We start from the raw sequence: 19,522 nt of genomic DNA, 5'->3' as shown, positions 1-19,522 counted from the left end.
CGTCCTGGACCCCTCGTCATCGTCATACGACGAAAGGTTGTTGTGACCACCGTTCCCAACGCAGCCTCTCTGCCTCCTGAGTTCGCCCACCCCGCCCTCCAGGCCCTGCTGGAGATCGGCGTGAGCCAGGGGTCGATCGACTCCCAGCAGCTCGGCGCCGCCCTGAGCGAGGTGGCCCTCGAGCCACGGCGGATGAAGGCCGTGCTGCGCGCCATCGACGCCGCCGGCATCACCGTCACCCTGGACCCCGACCACGCCCGCGCCGTGGCGGCGACCACCGGTGCGCGGTCCACGTCCACCCGCAAGGCTGCCGCCAGGAAGTCTCCGGCCCGCAAGGCTGCTGCCACGCCCGCCCAGGGCGCGGATGCGCCGGACGAGGCCGCCCCGGCGACCAGGACCACCACCCGCAAGGCCCCGGCCAAGAAGGCCGCGTCCACCCGGGCGACCGCCGCCGCGGCCGAGAAGCCCGCTCCCGCCAAGAAGGCCGCAGCCAAGAAGACCACCAAGAAGGCCACCACCAAGGACGGCGCCCCCCCGGCCACGCCCGGTGTGACCACCGGGGACGACGAGGTGCCGGACGTCGACCCCGAGGCGCTGGAGGACGTCGACCTCGAGGCTGTGCTGGTCGAGGTGGCCACCGAGGGTCCCGACGAGGAGCCCGCCGAGACGCCCGAGGACGTCGAGGAGGCGGACGACCCGGAGGGGGACCCGGCGGCGGACAAGGCCGGTGATCCCCAGACCGTCAAGGCGGCGGGCAAGGGCGCCAAGAAGGCCGAGGCCGAGGAGGAGACCACCGACGGTGGCTTCGTCTACCGCGAGGACGACGAGGACGACGCCCCGCCGCAGCAGGTCGTGACCGCGGGCGCCACCGCGGACCCGGTCAAGGACTACCTCAAGCAGATCGGCAAGGTGGCCCTGCTGAACGCCGAGCAGGAGGTCGAGCTCGCCAAGCGGATCGAGGCCGGACTGTTCGCCGAGGAGCGGCTAAGCTCCGGGGACAAGATCGACATGAAGCTCAAGCGCGAGCTGTGGTGGATCGCCCAGGACGGCAAGCGGGCCAAGAACCACCTGCTCGAGGCCAACCTCCGCCTGGTGGTGTCGCTGGCCAAGCGCTACACCGGACGCGGCATGCTCTTCCTGGACCTGATCCAGGAGGGCAACCTGGGTCTGATTCGCGCGGTCGAGAAGTTCGACTACACCAAGGGCTACAAGTTCTCGACGTACGCCACCTGGTGGATCCGCCAGGCCATCACCCGCGCCATGGCCGACCAGGCCCGCACCATCCGCATCCCGGTGCACATGGTCGAGGTCATCAACAAGCTGGCCCGCGTCCAGCGGCAGATGCTCCAGGACCTGGGGCGCGAGCCCACCCCGGAGGAGCTCGCCAAGGAGCTCGACATGACCCCGGAGAAGGTCGTCGAGGTCCAGAAGTACGGCCGCGAGCCCATCTCGCTGCACACCCCCCTCGGGGAGGACGGCGACAGCGAGTTCGGCGACCTGATCGAGGACTCCGAGGCCGTCGTGCCGGCGGACGCGGTGAGCTTCACGCTGCTGCAGGAGCAACTGCACTCGGTGCTCGACACCCTCTCCGAGCGGGAGGCAGGCGTGGTGTCCATGCGCTTCGGCCTCACGGACGGGCAGCCCAAGACGCTCGACGAGATCGGCAAGGTGTATGGCGTGACCCGCGAGCGCATCCGCCAGATCGAGTCCAAGACCATGTCCAAGCTGCGCCACCCTTCCCGCTCCCAGGTGCTGCGCGACTACCTCGACTGAGCCATCCCCGCGACGACGAGAGTCCGGTCGCCCCACCAGGGGCGGGTCGGACTCTCGGCCTACCTGGAGCTGGCACGAGGACCGGTCACGCACGAGGACCGGTCACGCACGGGGCCGGGCGGGCACCAGACCGGCCGCACCGGGGCGCTCTCGCAGGCGCCGGGGTCAGCACAGACGACCCGCGCGGGGGAGCAGCACGGCGCGGATCCGTTCGCCGAGGGTCCGGGTGGCCCGGACGCCGCGCAGGACCGTCCGGGCGTCGTCGTCCACCTGGACCGGGGACGCGCCCGTCCCCGCAGGGGCGTACCGGGCGCGTTCCACCGCAGCGAGGACCCGGGACAGCGCACCCTTGGTCTCCGGGGACAGCAACGGGTGCGAGGCGTAGTGCGCGTCCAAGGTCCGTGGGGTCGTCCCCGGTGGCGGGGGCATCCCGAGGTCCGCGAGCTGCTCGGCCAGGATCGTCCAGCGCACCTCCACCTCAGCGGGAGCCGGGCCCGCGGACCGCAGGCGCCGCCGCCGCGAGGCCGCGGCCCGTACCGGGGTGGTCAGCAGCGCGCCGGCCGCCAGCACGAGCAGCGCCAGCGCGACGAGGCGGTCACGGCTGAACCACCCTCGAGCCTGCTCGGCCAGGCCCACCTCCGTCCGGGAGGCCACGGTCGGGGTGGCGGTCGGCCGGCGGTCGGGTCGGGCCGGTCGGGTCGTCGGCCTCGTGGCCGGCGCGGACGGAGCATCCTGCTGCCGCGGGTTGGCCCACGCCGGAGGCAGCCCCGAACGCCCGCCCGGCGTGGGCTCGAACCGTGTCCAGCCCACGCCCGGCAGCATCAGCTCGGGCCAGGCGTGGGCGTCGGACGCGCGCACGAGACGCGTCCCGTCGGGCAGCTGGCTGCCGGGCAGGAAGCCGAGGACCAGCCGCGAGGGGATGCCTTGGGTCCGGGCCATCAGCGCCATGGCCGTGGCGTACTGCACGCAGTAGCCGCGGCGGGTCCGCAGGAAGTGGGTGATCGCGTCGGGGGTGATTCCCTGTGCGCGCTCCTGCGGGGTGACCGGTGGCAGCGTCAGGGTGTACGTGAACGCGGGCGAGCGCAGGTACTGCTGGATGGCGACGGCCTTGGCATAGGCGCTGTCGGGCGGTCCGTACGCCGCCGGGGCCGACTCCAGCACCCGCAGGGTGGTGTCGGTGACTGCCTCCTCCGACGCCTGGTCCACCGTCAGGTCGACCGGGTCGATGGTGGTCACCTGGGTCTCTGAGGCGACGACGCGGCGGGTGCGCTCCTCGATCTGCTTGGGGGTCAGCGTCGGGACCGCATAGCTGACGACGTACCGCTCCGGTCGGCGCACGACGGCGACCAGGCCGGTGGCGTCGTCCCGGCGCCAGGGGACGTCGGTGTCGACGCGCAGCGGCAGCGACGGGACCGCCAGCTGCGGGGGGTGCAGCGAGCCGTTGTCGAACAGCTCGGACCTGGCGACGGTGTGCGGCAGGTCCGGCTCGACGCCGGTGGGCAGCGGGAGCAGTCCGTGCGGGGACGGGACCTCTGCCGACGCCGCCGGGACCCGGGCGGTGCGCCAGTGGCCGCCGGTGTACTCGTCGGCGACGGCCACGGCGAGGGGCGGGGTGTCCTGGGCCCCGGTGGTCCGGTAGCGCAGGATCGGGCGTGGATCGCGCGAGCCCAGGCTGCGGGCCACGTCGACGTCCGAGGCGAAGCTGATCGTGGGCCCGGACTCGCGCGCCTGCCGTCCGAGCCCCTGCCCCAGGAAGCGGGTCGGCACGGGCGGCAGGGCCAGCTGCAGGGCCACGGCGGCGGCGACGGCCAGCACCGCGAGGACCCGGCCCGCTCGCGCGAAGCCGGCCTCGGGCCGGCCGGCGCCGACCGACCTGGGTGCCTGCCCCTCGAGCAGGCTGGGGGTCACCGTGCTCCAGCGCTCCAGCCGCGATCGCTGCTGCTCGACCAGGAGCAGCAGCCAGGTCAGCGCGAGCGCGGCGAAGTAGCGGAAGGGCAGCGCACCCGCCGTGTTGACGACGGAGACGAGGGAGACGAGCAGGAGGGGGAAACCGGCCAGCGTGGCGGCCCGGCGGGCGACGACCAGGTGGTCGACGACCACGGCGACCAGGCCCGCCAGGGCGCCCACCGCCATCACCAGGCCTGGCACCGCCGGGGCAGGAGCCGCATAGCTGCGGATCGTCGTGGCCGCCTGCGTGCCGCCCGCGACGAGCCGGGCGGGCAGGTCAGGCCCAGGCAGGCCGTAGGGCCCCGACCCGAGCCCGTGCAGCAGCGTCACCGCCACGACCAGCGCCAGCACCTGAGCCGGCACCACGAGCCAGGCGGACGCCCGCAGGGCTCGCAGCGCCAGGCCCGTGGCGGCCACCACGGCCAGGGCGACCAGCGTGGGGCCGATCCAGGCCGTGCCCCGCAGCAGCGTCTCGACGGGCCACAGGGCGACGGCCACCGTCAGCACCGCCAGGAGGGTCTCCAGGAGGCGGGCGCGTCTCATCGCCGACCTCCGCGGGACGCAGCCTCGCGCCAGCACTCGCCGGGGGTCGTGCCGAGGCCGGCGACGGCCGCCCGCCAGCCGCAGGCCCGCAGCCCGGCGGCCACCTCGGCCGCACCACCCGCCCCGGGGGCCGCACCACCGCCCCGGCGAACGACCTCGTCGCCCCGCTCCGCGGCGTCCACGACCAGGGCCACGGCGGTGGTGCCCGGGCGCCGGGCCGTGGCGAGGGCGGCCAGCCCCTCGGGGTCGGCGCCCAGCACGGCCACCACGAGACCGGCCGTGCCGCGCCCGACGACCCGGGCGCCGTGCTCGAGCGGCACGTCGCTCGTGGTCGCCCGGGCCAGACGGTCCAGGGCCGTGTCCAGCGTGACCGGGTGCTCCTGGTCGGCGGCAGGATCCGTGATCAGGCCGACGTCGTACCCGTGCTGCTGGAGGTGGGCCACGACCGACGCCGCCGCCACCACCGCCCACTCGAAGGACGCCTGCGGCCCCTCCCCGGCGTGCGCCGAGGCGCGCCGGTCGAGCAGCACGACGGCGCGGCGCCGCGAGGGCTGCTCCTCCTGCCGCACCATCAGCGAGCCCGTGTGGGCGCTCGCCGCCCAGTGGATCCGGCGCAGCTCGTCACCCTGGCGGTAGGGGCGGATCGTCACGTCGTCCTCGCCGTGCAGGGCCACGGTGTCGGCGACCTCCTCGTCCTGGCCCTGACCGGACCCGGGGACGCCTGCCTCGGCGAGGGGCAGCACCGGCGGGACGACGAGCAGCTGGTGGGTCCCCGTGCCCCGGGTCAACCGGCTGGTCAGCCCGAAGGGGTCGCGGGTCCGCACCGCGAGCGGGCCGAGCTGGTGCTCCCCGCGGACGGACCCGCGGACGGGGTAGACGACGACCCGCGAGGACCGGGGTGCCATCGGGGGGAGCACGAACCGCGGCCGGTCCCCGAGCGCGTAGCCCAGCTGCTCCTGCGCCACGACGAAGGGCGACCGCCAGCGGCCACCGTGGCGCACCGTCAGCCGGACCGTGCCGTGCTCCCCGACGGTGAGCCGCGAGGGATTCACCGTCCGCTCCACCTGCACCCACCCGGCGGGCCGACGCACCAGCAGCCAGGCCACGAGGGTGAGCAGCCCGAGCAGCACTCCCAGGCGCACCAGGTCCCCGAGCCCCAGGACCAGCCCGGCAGCGAGGAGCACCGCGCCGGCGGCCACGAAGGACTGCCCGCGCGTCGTCAGCACCCCGGCCCGGCGCACCGTCGTCCGCTCAGCGTCGGCGCCGGCTCGCGACGCCCGCCACGGGGACCGAGCGCAGCAGCTGGTCGACGGCGTCGGCCGCGGCGTCCGTCCCGGCGGACGGGCCCCCGGTCGGCATCACCCGGTGGGCCAGCACGGGTATGGCGAGGGCCTGGACGTCGTCGGGCAGGACGTGGTCGCGCCCGTCGATCGCGGCACTGGCGCGGGCGGCGCGCAGCAGGTGCAGGGCGGCCCGGGGCGAGGCGCCGAGCCGCAGGGCGGAGGTCGAGCGGGTCGCCCGCACCAGGTCCACGACATACTGCTGGACCGGCTCGGCGGCGTGCAGGTGCCGCACGGCCTCGACGCAGGCCTGCACGGTCCGGGCGTCGGTGACCGGCTCCAGGTCGCGCAGCGGCAGGTGCTCGCCGTGGGACCGCAGCATCGCCAGCTCGGCGTCCTCCGTGGGGTAGCCCATGGACAGGCGGGCCAGGAACCGGTCGCGCTGCGCCTCGGGGAGGGGATAGGTCCCTTCCATCTCGACGGGGTTCTGCGTGGCGATGACCATGAACGGGCGCGGCAGCGGCAGGGTCTCGCCGTCCGCCGTCACCTGGGTCTCCTCCATGGCCTCCAGGAGCGCGGACTGGGTCTTGGGGGAGGCACGGTTGATCTCGTCGCCGATCACGACGTTGGCGAAGACCGCCCCCGGGCGGAACTCGAAGGTGCGGGTCTCCTGGTTGAACACCGAGACGCCGGTGATGTCGCTGGGGAGCAGGTCCGGGGTGAACTGCACCCGGCGGACCGCGGTGTCCATGGCCGCGGCGAGGGATTTGGCCAGCATCGTCTTGCCGACCCCGGGGACGTCCTCCAGCAGCAGGTGCCCTCCGGCGAGCAGGACCGTCACGGCCGTGCGCACCTGCTGGTCCTTGCCCTCGATGACCGTGCCGACCGCCCGGTGGAGGCGGTGGGCGACGTCCGCGACGTCGTCGGGCTCCGGTCGCCACCCCTGGCTCGGACGGGTCACGCTGCCTCCTCGATCGAGCGCCCGGGCCCAGCCCCCGGGACGCGACACCCCACTCTAGGGGCAGGGGCCGGACCGGGCAGGCGCGGTCCGGCGGCGGTCGCCGGCCCCGCGCGCCCCGCCCGACCGCGCCGGACCGGGCCCGTCCGGCGCCGTGGTCCCGAGAGCCGCCCCACCCTTGACCACCGGGGCCGCCCCGGTCTCCCCACCGTCCCCCACCCCGCTCGCCGACGAGCCCTCACGGCGGGCGTCGGGGGCGCTCGGCCCGGGTCGCGGCGCTGCAACCGGGCTCGTCGGGGACATCTGTCCTGGTCTGTGACGATCCTGGGAGCAAACTGTGCATCTGCTCCCGCCCCACTTCACCCCATCGGCCCTGACCAGCGAGGATGCCGAACGGGTGCCGAACTCTCCGACAAATCTCCCCCCGGCGTGGTGGACGGTGGAGTAAAGTGGGGGATAGCAGAGGGTGATGGAGCGGCCACCGCGCGTGGATGGTCGCCGCCCAGGGTCTGGACCGTGACGAGGGAGGGGAGATGAGCCGATGTTCCTCGGGACGCACACCCCTCGGATGGACGACAAGGGCCGGCTCTTCCTCCCCGCCAAGTTCCGCGAGCGGATGGCCGACGGGTTGGTCGTCACCCGAGGGCAGGAGCGCTGCCTCTACGTCTTCCCCATGGACGAGTTCGTCAAGGTCTCCCAGCAGCTGCGGACCGCGCCCATGACGAGCAAGGCGGCCCGCGACTACCTGCGCGTGTTCCTGTCCGGGGCGTCCGACGAGACACCCGACAAGCAGGGGCGCATCACCATCCCCGCCACCTTGCGCGAGTACGCCGGGCTCACCCGGGAGTGCACCGTCATCGGGGCCGGTGACCGCGTCGAGGTGTGGGACACCACGGCCTGGGACCGCTACCTCGCCGCGACCGAGCAGGCCTTCAGCGACCAGGCCGAGGAGGTGGTCCCCGGACTCCTGTGACCCCTGCGGTCCGGCCTCCACCCGCTCCCCGTGCCCCGAGGCACCTTCCCCGGCAACGGGACACGCCGAGCGGAGCGGTTGGGGACCGGACCACAGGGTCCACGCCCGAGGACCACCTCTCGCCGCCATCTCACCGCCCACCCGCACCACCGCCCACCCGAGAGGAGGCACCCGATGACCGAGCAGCAGCGCACCGGCGCCGAAGGACGGCACGTCCCGGTCCTGCGCGAGCGCATCCTCGACCTGCTCGAGCCGGCCCTGACCGCCACCGTCGCCGTGCCGGCCCCCGTCCACGTGGACGGGACCCTGGGGATGGGCGGGCATGCCGAGGCCGTCCTGGAGCGCTTCCCCGACGTCGTGCTGGTCGGCATCGACCGCGACACCGAGGCGCTGCGTCTCGCGGGGGAGCGGCTGTCCCGCTTCGGCGACCGCGTGCACCTCGTCCACGCGACCTACGACCAGGTGGGTGTGGCCCTGGCCGACCTCGGCCTGCCGGGTGCCCAGGGGATCCTGCTCGACCTGGGGGTCTCCTCCCTGCAGCTGGACGAGCAGGACCGCGGCTTCGCCTACCGGGTCGACGCCCCCCTGGACATGCGCATGGACCAGTCGGAGGGCATCACCGCCGCCGAGATCCTCAACACCTACGCCCACGGCGACCTCGCGCGCGTCCTGCGGGTGTACGGCGAGGAGCGCTTCGCCAAGCAGATCGCCTCCGCCGTGGTGCGGGAGCGGGAGAAGCAGGCGTTCACCACCTCCGGTCGGCTGGTGGAGCTGCTGCGCCGGGTCATCCCGACGGCCTCGCAGCGGCAGGGTGGTCACCCCGGCAAGCGGACCTTCCAGGCGCTGCGGATCGAGGTCAACCGCGAGCTCGAGTCGTTGGAGGCCGCGCTGCCCGCCGCCGTCGACGCGCTCGCGGTCGGTGGTCGGCTGGGCGTCCTGTCCTACCACTCGCTGGAGGACCGGCTCACCAAGCAGGTGCTGGCGGCGGGCGCCCGGAGCACGGCGCCCCCGGGCCTGCCGGTGGAGCTGCCGGAGCACGCGCCATACCTGCGCCTGCTCACCCGGGGCGCCGAGGAGCCGGGTGCGCCGGAGATCGCCGCCAATCCTCGCGCCGCCTCCGCCAGGCTGCGCGCCGCCGAGCGGCTGCGCACCAGCCCCGCCACCCGTCCCCATCAGCCCAGCCCGACTCGGAAGCCCCGCCGGAACGGAAGTCCCTCATGAGCCTCCTGCAGCCTCTCGCCCCCCGTCCGACCGGGGCCCGGGTCGTCGAGCCCACCCCCCAGCGTCCGCACCTGGAGGTGGTGCGTCAGGCCCGGCGCCGAGCCACCCAGGTGCCCTTCGTGGTCCTGGGCGCGACCTTGCTGACCCTCGGGCTGCTCGCGCTGCTCGTCCTCAACCTCACCCTGTCCCAGGGCTCCTTCACGTTGCACGACCTTCGCGAGCGCTCCGCGGAGCTCAAGGACACCTCGATCGCGCTGCGCCAGGACCTCAACGCCGTCTCCTCGCCGGGCACCCTGGCGGCCAGGGCCGAGGAGCTCGGGATGGGCCCCGCGAACGCGCCTGCCTTCCTCGACCCCGCCACCGGCACCGTGTCCGGCGTGGCGGAGGCGGCGAGCCGCACCGGCGAACTTACGGTGGTGTCGGGCAGCCAGGCCGTCGCCCCGCAGCTGCGCCCGGAGGGCTCCATGGCCGCCGCGGCCCAGCAGGTCGCGGGCCTCGGGCTCGGCAACGGGCTGCTCGGCGGCCTCGCCGCGCTGCCCGCCGCTCGCTGACCATCCGCCCGGAGCCACGACCGCCGGAGCCCGGCCGCACCCGCGCCCGCAGCCCCGGCCGGGACCGGCCCTGACCGCGCCGCCGGCGCACCACGAAGCGAGGTGACCGCATGCCCGCCACCGGAGGACCCCGGGAGCCCGGTGACCGGACCCCGCCCCGTCCCCCGCGCCCGGCACGACCGGGCCGTCGACCGCCGCGGGGCCGCCGCCCCGGTGGCAGCACCCGGGTCGCCGCCTCGCCCCTGGCCGCCAACCGGGCCGGGATGCACCCCACCCGCCGGGTGCGGACGATGTTCCTCGTCACCTTGCTGGTGCTCACGATCTTCGCCGCCCAGCTGGTGCGGCTGCAGGGTCTGGACGCGGCCGCCATGTCCGCCAAGGCGCTCAAGCAGCGCAGCGTGGTCCGGGTGCTGCCCGCCGCCCGCGGGCAGATCACCGACGTCGACGGCCGGGTGCTCGCGGACTCCCTGGAGCGCTACACCCTGATCGCCGACCAGGTGGCCGTGGCGGAGTACACCAGGCGTGAGGGCCGGACCAGGGTCAAGGTCGGCGCCCAGGGCGCGGCCTCCGACATCGCCCCCCTCCTCGGGCTCGCCGTCGGCGACGTGCTGGGGCGGCTGTCCGGGAAGCGCCGCTGGTATCCGGTGGCCACCGACGTCACCCCCGTGGCCTGGCGCCGCATCCGCGCGCTGGGGGTCCCCGGGCTCACGACCGAGCTGACCTCCAAGCGGTTCTACCCGGCGGGGACCTCCGCGGCGTCCCTCGTCGGGGCCATGACCGACGCGGGCGCCCCGGCCGGGGGCGTCGAGCAGCTGATGAACGCCACCCTGGCGGGCAGGCCGGGCGAGCAGACCTACGAGCGCACCCCGGCCGGCCTGCAGATCCCCACCGGCATCCAGTCCCTGCGCCCGGCGGTGCCCGGCCGCAACGTCCAGCTCACCATCGACGCCGACCTGCAGTTCGTCGCGCAGAACGCCATCTCGCAGGCGGTGATCTCCCGCGAGGCCACCAACGGCTACGTGACGGTGATGGACGTCCGGACGGGCCGGCTGCTGGCCGTGGGGAACTACCCGACCTTCGACCCCAACGACCTGTCCACGCTGGGCAAGGGCGGGACGATGTCCAACAAGGCCTTCCAGGAGCTGTTCGAGCCCGGCTCCACGGCCAAGGTGATGACCATGGCGGCGGTGCTGCAGGAGGGCGTGGCCACCCCGTCGACGCCGGTGACCGTCCCCTCCGAGCTCCCGCGCGCCGACCGGGTCTTCCACGACTCCGAGGAGCACGGGGTCCAGCAGCTCACCCTCGCCGGGGTGCTCGCCACCTCCTCCAACATGGGCACGATCCTCGCGGGCGAGAAGATCCCGGTGGACCGGCTGATGGGTTATTTCCGGTCCTTCGGCCTGGGGCGCCCGACCGGCATCGGCTACCCCGGCGAGCAGCCGGGCATCGTGCCGCCCACCCCGACCGGGTCCCAGCGCTACACCGTGATGTTCGGCCAGGGCATGAACCTCGACCTGATCCAGTCGGCGGGGGTCTACCAGGCGATCGCCAACGGGGGCGTGCGGATCCCCCCGTCGCTGATCGCGGGCCAGACCGGGGCGGACGGCAGGTTCGTCCCGGCCAAGGCGCCCGAGCCCCAGCAGGTGATCAGCCCCGTCGTCGCCCGGCAGCTCACCGAGATGATGGAGGCCGTGGTCTCCGAGGAGGGCACCGGCAAGGTCGCCGCGATCCCCGGCTACCGCGTCGCCGGCAAGACCGGTACGGCCAACCGGTACGACGAGAAGGCCGGCACCTACAAGGGGTACACCGCCTCCTTCATCGGCTTCGCCCCGGCGGACAACCCGCGCTTCGTGGTGGCCTGCACCCTGCAGAACCCGGTCCGCGGCCACTACGGCGGCCAGACCTGCGGCCCGGTCTTCGCCGAGGTGATGAAGGCCGCGCTCTCGCGCTACCAGGTCGCTCCCAGCGGCACCGAGTCACCCGACCTGCCCGTCACCTCGGACGGATCGAGCCTCAAGCCGGAGCAGAAGCAGCGGACCCGGGACGCTCGGACCCAGACCGCGTCCCCGGTTGCGGGCGCGACGCGATAGGTTCCTGCTCCGTGGTCACCTTCCCTCGCCCCGAGTCCGTCCTGCCGGTGCCCCTGAGCGACCTGGTCGCCGACCTGGAGGGGGCCTCGCTCGTCGTGGTGGCGGCGTCCGGCGAGAGTCCGCAGGCTCGGGACCGGTCCGTCGCGGGCGTGACCCTGGACTCCCGCCAGGTCCGGGCCGGTGACCTGTATGCCGCCCTGCCGGGAGCGAACGTGCACGGCGCCCGTTTCGTGGCGCAGGCCGTGGCCGCCGGGGCGGTGGCGGTGCTCACCGACCGGGTGGGGCTCGAGCTGGTCCGTCAGGGCGACGGCCCCCCGGTCGAGGGGCTCCCGGTCGTCGTGGTGCCGGACCCGCGGGCGGCCCTGGGCCGGGCGGCGGCGCGGGTCTACCGACCTGCCGTCGGGTCGGACCCCGCGCCGGGGGTGTTCGGCATCACGGGCACCAACGGCAAGACCACGACGGCCTACCTGGTCGACGGCGGGCTGCGGGCCCTGGGGTGCCGGACGGGGCTGATCGGCACGGTGGAGACCCGGATCGGCGACGAGCGGATCAAGAGCGCCCGGACCACGCCGGAGGCGAGCGACCTGCAGGCGCTGCTGGCGGTCATGGCCGAGCGGGGGGTGCAGCGGTGCACGATGGAGGTGTCCAGCCATGCGCTGGTGATGCACCGGGTGGACGGCCTGGTCTACGACGTGGCGGCGTTCACCAACCTCTCCCAGGACCACCTGGACTTCCACGGCTCCATGGAGGACTACTTCCTGGCCAAGGCGTCGCTGTTCACGCCGGAGCGGTGCCGCGAGGGGGTCGTGGTCGTGGACGACGCGTGGGGGGTGCGGCTCGCGGCCGAGGCGACGGTGCCGGTGGTGACGGTCGCGGCCCGGCTGCCCGACGCCGACTGGCTGGTGCGCGACCTGGGGGACCAGCGCTTCGAGCTCGTCGGGCAGGGCCGGACGCTGCGGCTGCGCAGCCCGTTGCCCGGCGACTTCAACCAGCTCAACACCGCCGTCGCCGCGCTCGTGCTGCACCTCGGCGGCATCGACCTGGAGGACGCGGCCCGGGCCGTGTGCGCGGACCCGCGGGTGCCCGGCCGGATGGAGCGGGTGGACGCGGGCGGCGACGACCCGATGGCGGTCGTCGACTTCGCCCACACCCCGGACGCCGTCGAGGCGGCCCTGGCCGCGCTCCGGTCGCAGACCGCGGGCCGGCTCGTCGCCGTGCTGGGCGCGGGCGGGTCCCGCGACGCCGGCAAGCGACCCCTGATGGGGGCGGCCGCGGCCGCCGGGGCCGACCTGGTGGTGGTGACCGACGACAACCCGCGCGACGAGGACCCCGCCGCGATCCGGCGGGCCGTGGCCTCGGGCGTGGGGGAGCGGGACCGGGACCGGGTGCAGGTGGTCGCCGGTCGGGCGGCGGCCATCGCCGCCGCGGTGGCGCTGACGACCGGTCCGCAGGACACCGTGGTGGTCCTCGGCAAGGGCCACGAGCAGGGGCAGGAGGTCGCGGGGGAGGTCCATCCCTTCGACGACCGGGACGAGCTGCGGCGCGCGCTGGCCCGCCGGCATACGACGAACGACGAGAGAGCAGGTGCACCTCAGGTGGACGGTCAGACCGAGCGCGGGGAGGACCGTCCGTGAAGGCCGTCCTGATCGCCGCCACGATCGCCCTGCTCGTCGCCCTCCTCGGCACCCCGGGCTACATCAAGCTCCTGGTCCGGCGACACTACGGCCAGTTCGTCCGCGACGACGGGCCGACCTCGCACCACACCAAGCGCGGCACGCCCACGATGGGCGGGGTGATGATCATCCTGGCCTCGACGGTCGCCTACGCGCTGGCCCACCTGCTCACCTGGTGGCCACCCACCGCGTCCGGCCTGCTCGTGATGTTCCTGATGCTCGGCCTGGGCCTGGTCGGCTTCCTCGACGACTACATCAAGATCTCCAAGCAGCGCAGCCTGGGCCTGCGGTCCTGGCAGAAGCTCCTCGGTCAGGGCGTCGTCGGCCTGATCTTCACGGTGCTCGTGCTGCGCTTCCAGAACGACGCCGGGGTCACGCCGGCCTCGACGATCATCTCGACCGTCCGCGACACCCGCTTCGACCTGGACATCAGCCCGACCATGCCGTGGATCGGCGTGCTGCTCTTCGTGATCTGGGCCAACCTGATGATCGCGGGCACGAGCAACGGCGTGAACCTCACCGACGGCCTGGACGGCCTGGCGACGGGGGCGAGCACCATGGTGATGGCGGCCTACGTGCTGATCGGCACCTGGCAGACCAACCAGAGCTGCGCGATCAACCCCGGCCCCAAGTGCTACGAGGTGCGCGACCCGCGGGACCTCGCCGTGGTCGCCGCGTGCGTGATGGGCGCGTGCTTCGGCTTCCTGTGGTGGAACGGCTCGCCGGCCAAGATCTTCATGGGGGACACCGGCTCCCTGGCCCTGGGCGGGGCGCTGGCCGGCCTGGCCATCTGCACCCGCACCGAGCTCCTGGTCGTCATCCTGGGCGGCCTGTTCGTCCTGGAGACCCTGTCGGTCATCATCCAGGTCGGGTCCTTCAAGGCGACCCGCAGGCGCGTCTTCCGGATGGCGCCCCTGCACCACCACTTCGAGCTCCTCGGCTGGCAGGAGATCACGGTGGTCATCCGGTTCTGGATCATCGCCGGGCTCTTCGTGGCCTTCGGCATCGGACTGTTCTACGCGGAGTGGGTGGTGGGCTGATGAGTGACGGCCGTACGACGGAAGACCCGGCCTTCGACCCGGCCTACGAGCCACGGCCCGGGCTGACCCACAAGGATGCCGACTGGGCAGGCCTGCGGGTCCTCGTGGTGGGACTGGGCCGCTCGGGCTTCGCCGCCGCCGACGCGCTCAACGAGCGCCGCGCGCAGGTCACGGCATACAGCCCGGACGTCACGGACCAGATCCGCGAGCACGCACGGATCCTGGACATCCTCGGCGTCGACTGCCGGCTCGGCGAGGACGCCCCGGACGAGATCCCCGAGGGCACCGAGCTGGTCGTGACCTCGCCCGGCGTGCCCCCGCACGCCCCGCTCCTGGTCAGGGCCGCCGAGGCAGGCATCCCGGTGTGGGGCGAGGTGGAGCTGGCCTGGCGGATGCGGCCCGAGACGGGCGCCGCGCCCTGGCTGGTCGTCACCGGCACCAACGGCAAGACCACGACCGTCACGATGCTCGAGTCGATCCTGCGGCACGGCGGGGCCCGGGCGATCGCCGCGGGCAACGTCGGCACCCCGATCATGGAGGTGATGCTCGACCCGAGGCCCTACGACGTCATCGCCGTCGAGCTGAGCTCCTTCCAGCTGCACTGGCAGCGCTCGGTGTCCCCGCTGGCGTCGGCCTGCCTCAACGTCGCCCCCGACCACATCGACTGGCACGGCTCCTACGAGGAGTACCTCCGCGCCAAGGGCGCGGTCTACGACAAGACCCAGGTCGCCTGCGTCTACAACGTCCAGGACCCGCAGACCGAGCTGCTCGTCATGGAGGCCGACGTCGTCGAGGGCTGCCGGGCGATCGGGTTCACCGTCGGCGTGCCCGCCGTCTCCATGGTCGGGCTGGTCGAGGACGTCCTCGCCGACCGGGCCTTCGTGGAGCAGCGGCACACCTCCGCGGTCGAGCTGGGGACCCTGGCCGACCTGCGCGGGGACGCTCCGGACGTCGCTCCGCACTACGTCGCCAACGCCCTGGCGGCGGCGGCCCTGGCCCGGGCCTACGGCGTGGGCCCGATCGCGGTGCGCGACGGCCTGAAGGCCTACCGCCCCGAGGCTCACCGGATCGCCCACGTCGGAGAGGTCGACGGCGTGCGCTACGTCGACGACTCCAAAGCCACCAACCCGCACGCCGCCTCGGCCTCGCTCGCGGCCTTCGAGCACGTGGTCTGGATCGCCGGCGGCCTGCTCAAGGGTGCCGACGTGGACCAGCTGGTCGCGGACCGTGCCGACCGGTTGCGGGGCGTGGTCCTGATGGGCCGGGACCGGGAACGCATCGCCCAGGCGCTGGCCCGACACGCGCCCGACGTCCCGGTGGTGGACGTGGACGGCACGGACACTGGGGCCATGGCGCGCGTCGTGCGGGAGGCGACGACCCTGGCCCGCCAGGGAGACGTCGTCCTCCTCGCCCCGGCGGCCGCGTCCATGGACATGTTCGCCAACTACGGCGCCCGCGGCGAGGCCTTCGTCGAGGCGGTGCGCCAGCTCGGAGGGTCCACCGCATGACCACCCGCACCGGAGCCACCAGGTCGGGCGCCGACCGCTCCGGTCGGACCGGCCAGCGGGCGCCCGAGTCCGTGCCGGCCCGCCTCGAGGCCTTCCTCGAGCGGATCGACACACCGCTGACGACCTTCCACCTGCTGGTCAGCACCACCACGGCCCTGACGATCTTCGGGCTGGTGATGTACCTCTCCGCGTCGAGCATCCGCAGCTACGACTACTTCCTCAAGCAACTCGTCTTCGCCCTGGTGGGTGCCGTGCTGTGCGCCGTGGTCGCCCGGCTCCCGGTGCGCGCCTGGAAGCGGCTGGCCTGGCCCGGCATCGGGCTGGCCGTGGTGCTGCAGGGGCTGATCTACACCCCGCTCGGCATCACCTTCCAGGGCAACCGCAACTGGATCCTCGTGGCGGGATACCAGCTCCAGCCGTCGGAGTTCGCCAAGCTCGCGATCGTGGTCTTCGGCGCAGGCATCCTGGACCGCAAGCGCCACCAGCTCGGCAACATCTGGCACGTGGTCATCCCGCTGGTCCCGGTCACCGTGCTCCTGCTCGGTCTGCAGCTGGCCGGCCAGGACCTGGGCACCGGCATGGTCCTTCTCGCCATCGTCGCCGGGATCCTGTTCGCCGCCGGGGTGCCCAGCCAGCTCTTCGCCATGGCTGGCGGGGTCGGGGTCGTCGCGGTCCTGCTGATGACGCTGACCAGCCGCAACCGGATGGGTCGGATCAGCACCTGGATGGGTGGCTGCACCGACATGACCGACGTCTGCCGCCAGGTCATCAACGGTCAGTACGCCCTGGCGGACGGCGGCTGGTGGGGCCGGGGTCCCGGCATGAGCGCCGAGAAGTGGGGCTGGCTGTCCGAGTCCCGCAACGACTTCATCTTCGCCATCATCGGCGAGGAGCTGGGCATCGCCGGGACCTTCATGGTTCTGGCCCTGCTCGCCGTGCTGGCCTACGCCTGCTACCGCCTGGTCTTCCGCACCCAAGACCTCTTCGTCCGCCTGGCGACCGCCGGCGTCATGACCTGGCTGATGGTCCAGTCCTTCATCAACATGGGCGCCGTGACGGGTCTGCTCCCGGTCATCGGCGTCCCGCTGCCGCTGGTCTCCGGCGGCGGCACCGCCATGATCTCCACCCTGCTCGCGCTGGGCATGCTCATGTCCTTCGCCCGCGAGGAGCCCGGCGCCCCCGAGGCCCGGGCGCTGTCCCGGCTGCGCGCGACCACCACCGACCCGAGGAGTCCCCGATGACCACGCCCCCGTCTCCCGCCCCCGCCACCGGACCCCGGGGTCCGCGCTCGGTGGTCCTCGCCGGAGGCGGCACGGCCGGCCACGTCTCGCCGCTGCTCGCCCTCGCCGACGAGCTGCGCCGGCGCGACCCCCAGGTCCGGATCACCGTCCTCGGCACCGCGGCCGGCCTCGAGGCCCGGCTCGTCCCCCAGCGCGGCTACGACCTGCGGACGATCCCCAAGGTCGTCTTCCCCCGCACGCCGTCCACCGCGCTGCTGCGCCTGCCCACCTCCCTCAAGGGCGCCGTCGACGCGGCCGGAGCGGTGCTCGACGAGGTCGGCGCCGACCTGGTGGTCGGCTTCGGTGGCTATGTCTCGAGCCCGGCCTACCTCGCGGCGCGGCGGCGTGGCCTGCCGATCGTGGTCCACGAGCAGAACGTCCGCCCAGGGCTGGCCAACCGCCTGGGCGCCGCGCTCACGCCATATGTCGCCACCACCTTCGCCGCCACCACCCTGCGCGGGGCACGCCACCTGGGGATGCCGCTGCGCCGCGAGATCACCGGGCTGGACCGGGCCGCCCTGCGCGCCGAGGCCCTGCGTCACTTCGGGCTGCGTGACGACCAGCCGGTCGTCGTGGTGACGGGCGGATCGAGCGGCGCCAAGCGGCTCAACGACACCTTCGCCGCGCGGGTGCGCGAGCTGTCCGCGGCCGGGGTGCAGGTGCTGCACGTGACCGGGCGGGGCAAGAGCTTCGAGCCGGCGCCCCACGAGGGGGCGGCCTACGTCGTCCAGGAGTACTGCGACCGGATGGACCTCGCCTTCGCCGCCGCCGACCTGGTGGTGTCCCGGGCCGGGGCCGGCATGGTGTGCGAGCTGACGGCCGTGGGGCTGCCCGCGGTCTACGTGCCGCTGCCCATCGGCAACGGCGAGCAGCGGTTCAACGTCGCCGAGGTCGTCGCCGCGGGCGGCGGGCTCGTCGTCCCCGACGACCAGCTGCTCCCGGAGTGGGTCGACCGGACGCTGGTGCCGCTGGTGCGTGACCGGGACCGGCTGAGCCGGATGGCGGCTGCCGCCCAGTCCGTCGGCACCCGGGACGGCGACGGCCGGCTCGCCGACCTGGTCCTGGAGGCGGCCGGGGCAACCACCCGGACCACCGCGCCCACCGCCGCCGACGCCGGGGACAGCCCCGCAGCCCCCTCCGCCGGCGTCGACACCGCCCGGGCCGCCCAGGTCGACGCCACCGAGGTCGACGCCACCGAGGTCATCCGATGAGCGCCACCGACCGCTTCGACTTCCGCGCCCCCGTCGTCCCGCTGGACGAGCTCGGCCGGGTCCACGTCACCAACGTCGCGGGCGCCGGGATGTCCGCGGTGGCCCGGGTGCTGCTGGACCGCGGGGTCACCGTCAGCGGGTCCGACCCCAAGGACCTGCCGATCCTGCAGGCGCTGCGTGACCAGGGCGCCGACGTCCACGCGGGCGCCCGGCCCGACTCCGTGGCGGACGTCGACACCGTGGTGGTGTCCTCGGCCACCCGGGAGAGCGACCCGGAGCTGGCCCGCGCCCGCGAGCTCGGGCTGCGGGTGCTGCACCGCTCGCAGGCCCTGGCCTCCGCGGCCACCGGCCGCCGGGTCGCCGCCGTCGCGGGCGCCAACGGCAAGACGACGACCACCTCGATGCTGACGGCCCTGCTGGTCGACGCGGAGGAGGACCCCTCCTTCGCGATCGGCGGCGAGCTGGCCGGACTCGGCACCAACGCCCGGGCGGCCGCAGGTGCGGCGTTCGTCATCGAGGCCGACGAGTCGGACGGCTCCTTCCTGGTCTACCACCCCGAGGTGGCGGTGGTCACCAACGTGCAGCCCGACCACCTCGACCACTACGGCACCTACGACGCGGTCCGGGCGGCCTACCTCGACTTCGCCCGCAGCATCCGGCCCGGCGGGCTGCTCGTGGCGTGCGCCGACGACGGGGGCTCGGCGCGCCTGGCCGCCCAGGCGGCGGCCGAGGGGATGCGGGTCCTGACCTACGGCACGAGCGAGGGCGCCGACGTGCGGGTCCTCGGCCACACGGCGGCCGGCTTCGGGACCGTGGCCCGCGTCCGGGACGTCGACGGGGCCGAGCGCGAGCTGCGCGTCGCCATACCCGGGCCGCACAACGTCCTCAACGCCACCGCCGCGTTCACCGCCGCCCACCACGGGTTGGGCGTCGTCGCGGACCGGGCCGCCGCGGGCGTGGGGGCCTACACGGGCACCCGCCGCCGCTTCGAGCTCAAGGGGATCTGCGGCGGCGTGACCGTCGTCGACGACTACGCCCACAACCCCGGCAAGGTGCAGGCGGTGGTGGGCACGGCGGCCGCCCTGGTCGAGGCGCCTGCCCGGGTGCTCGTGGTCTTCCAGCCGCACCTGTACTCCCGGACCGCGGACTTCGCCACCGAGCTCGGCCGTGGGCTGCGCCCCGCCGACGTGGTGGTCGTCATGGACGTCTACGCCGCGCGGGAGGACCCGGTGCCCGGGGTCTCCGGCGCGCTCGTCGCGCAGGCGGTCCGCGAGCAGGCCGCCCGGGACGGTGGCCCGACGTGCGAGGTGCACTACGTCCCCGAGTGGGACCAGGCCGCCCCGACGGTCGCCGCCCTGGCGTGTCCGGGAGACCTGGTGCTCACCGTCGGCGCCGGGGACGTCACCTACCTCGGTCCGCAGGTGCTGGCGCTGCTCGAGGCGTCCGGGGACCGCGACCGGTGACCCCGGCAGGT

14 protein-coding genes are annotated in these 19,522 nt (G+C 74.3%); 11 read left to right on the top strand and 3 right to left on the bottom strand.

The features are described from left to right. The first annotated feature begins 42 nt into the window (after window positions 1-42). A complete protein-coding gene (locus tag ACK2IS_RS10530) occupies window positions 43-1,773 on the top strand; it encodes an RNA polymerase sigma factor (RefSeq protein ID WP_409483285.1) in 1,731 nt (576 codons plus the stop codon). A gap of 165 nt (window positions 1,774-1,938) precedes the next feature. On the opposite strand, the gene ACK2IS_RS10525 is transcribed toward ACK2IS_RS10530, so the two are convergent. From ACK2IS_RS10525 to ACK2IS_RS10515, 3 genes are read right to left on the bottom strand one after another with little or no spacing between them, the layout of a single operon-like run. Further along, window positions 1,939-4,263, bottom strand: coding sequence for a transglutaminaseTgpA domain-containing protein (locus ACK2IS_RS10525; RefSeq protein WP_409483284.1), 2,325 nt, complete (start codon window positions 4,261-4,263; stop codon window positions 1,939-1,941). Next, window positions 4,260-5,504: a DUF58 domain-containing protein gene (locus ACK2IS_RS10520; RefSeq protein ID WP_409483283.1), complete on the bottom strand. Its 1,245-nt coding sequence runs from the start codon at window positions 5,502-5,504 to the stop codon at window positions 4,260-4,262. The genes ACK2IS_RS10525 and ACK2IS_RS10520 overlap by 4 nt, the downstream gene beginning before the upstream one ends. Window positions 5,505-5,514: 10 nt before the next feature. Then, window positions 5,515-6,504 carry an AAA family ATPase gene (locus ACK2IS_RS10515; protein ID WP_409483282.1) on the bottom strand — a complete coding sequence of 330 codons (990 nt, stop codon included), beginning with the start codon at window positions 6,502-6,504 and terminating at the stop codon, window positions 5,515-5,517. 538 nt (window positions 6,505-7,042) lie between these two features. On the opposite strand from ACK2IS_RS10515, the gene mraZ reads away from it, so the two are divergent. From mraZ to murC, 10 genes are all read left to right on the top strand, one after another. Beyond that, window positions 7,043-7,474 (top strand): division/cell wall cluster transcriptional repressor MraZ, encoded by a 432-nt coding sequence (mraZ, locus tag ACK2IS_RS10510; protein ID WP_409483281.1) that lies wholly within the window; start codon window positions 7,043-7,045, stop codon window positions 7,472-7,474. Window positions 7,475-7,648: 174 nt separating this feature from the next. Continuing rightward, a complete protein-coding gene (rsmH, locus tag ACK2IS_RS10505) occupies window positions 7,649-8,695 on the top strand; it encodes a 16S rRNA (cytosine(1402)-N(4))-methyltransferase RsmH (protein WP_409483280.1) in 1,047 nt (348 codons plus the stop codon). Next, window positions 8,692-9,246 (top strand): hypothetical protein, encoded by a 555-nt coding sequence (locus tag ACK2IS_RS10500; protein WP_409483279.1) that lies wholly within the window; start codon window positions 8,692-8,694, stop codon window positions 9,244-9,246. Before rsmH ends, ACK2IS_RS10500 begins: the two co-directional genes overlap by 4 nt. Before the next feature lie 110 nt (window positions 9,247-9,356). Then, entirely contained in the window at window positions 9,357-11,336 is a 1,980-nt protein-coding gene (locus ACK2IS_RS10495; protein ID WP_409483278.1) for a peptidoglycan D,D-transpeptidase FtsI family protein, read from the top strand. Between the two features lie 11 nt (window positions 11,337-11,347). Then, window positions 11,348-12,970, top strand: coding sequence for a UDP-N-acetylmuramoyl-L-alanyl-D-glutamate--2,6-diaminopimelate ligase (locus tag ACK2IS_RS10490; RefSeq protein ID WP_409483277.1), 1,623 nt, complete (start codon window positions 11,348-11,350; stop codon window positions 12,968-12,970). Next, window positions 12,967-14,049, top strand: coding sequence for a phospho-N-acetylmuramoyl-pentapeptide-transferase (mraY, locus tag ACK2IS_RS10485; protein WP_409483276.1), 1,083 nt, complete (start codon window positions 12,967-12,969; stop codon window positions 14,047-14,049). Before ACK2IS_RS10490 ends, mraY begins: the two co-directional genes overlap by 4 nt. Then, window positions 14,049-15,557 carry a UDP-N-acetylmuramoyl-L-alanine--D-glutamate ligase gene (gene murD / locus ACK2IS_RS10480; protein ID WP_409483275.1) on the top strand — a complete coding sequence of 503 codons (1,509 nt, stop codon included), beginning with the start codon at window positions 14,049-14,051 and terminating at the stop codon, window positions 15,555-15,557. Before mraY ends, murD begins: the two co-directional genes overlap by 1 nt. Further along, window positions 15,554-16,798 carry an FtsW/RodA/SpoVE family cell cycle protein gene (locus ACK2IS_RS10475; protein WP_409483274.1) on the top strand — a complete coding sequence of 415 codons (1,245 nt, stop codon included), beginning with the start codon at window positions 15,554-15,556 and terminating at the stop codon, window positions 16,796-16,798. The genes murD and ACK2IS_RS10475 overlap by 4 nt, the downstream gene beginning before the upstream one ends. Then, window positions 16,795-18,048, top strand: a complete 1,254-nt coding sequence (murG, locus tag ACK2IS_RS10470) for an undecaprenyldiphospho-muramoylpentapeptide beta-N-acetylglucosaminyltransferase (protein WP_409483273.1) — start codon at window positions 16,795-16,797, stop codon at window positions 18,046-18,048. Before ACK2IS_RS10475 ends, murG begins: the two co-directional genes overlap by 4 nt. Then, the gene (gene murC, locus ACK2IS_RS10465) at window positions 18,045-19,511 is read left to right on the top strand and encodes a UDP-N-acetylmuramate--L-alanine ligase (RefSeq protein ID WP_409483272.1); all 1,467 of its coding nucleotides are present in this window, start codon (window positions 18,045-18,047) and stop codon (window positions 19,509-19,511) included. Before murG ends, murC begins: the two co-directional genes overlap by 4 nt. The last annotated feature ends 11 nt before the right edge of the window (window positions 19,512-19,522 follow it).

The sequence above is a fragment of the Arsenicicoccus dermatophilus genome, assembly GCF_046267915.1.
GTDB lineage: Bacteria > Actinomycetota > Actinomycetes > Actinomycetales > Dermatophilaceae > Arsenicicoccus > Arsenicicoccus dermatophilus_A.
This window is presented reverse-complemented; position numbering and strand designations above follow the sequence as displayed.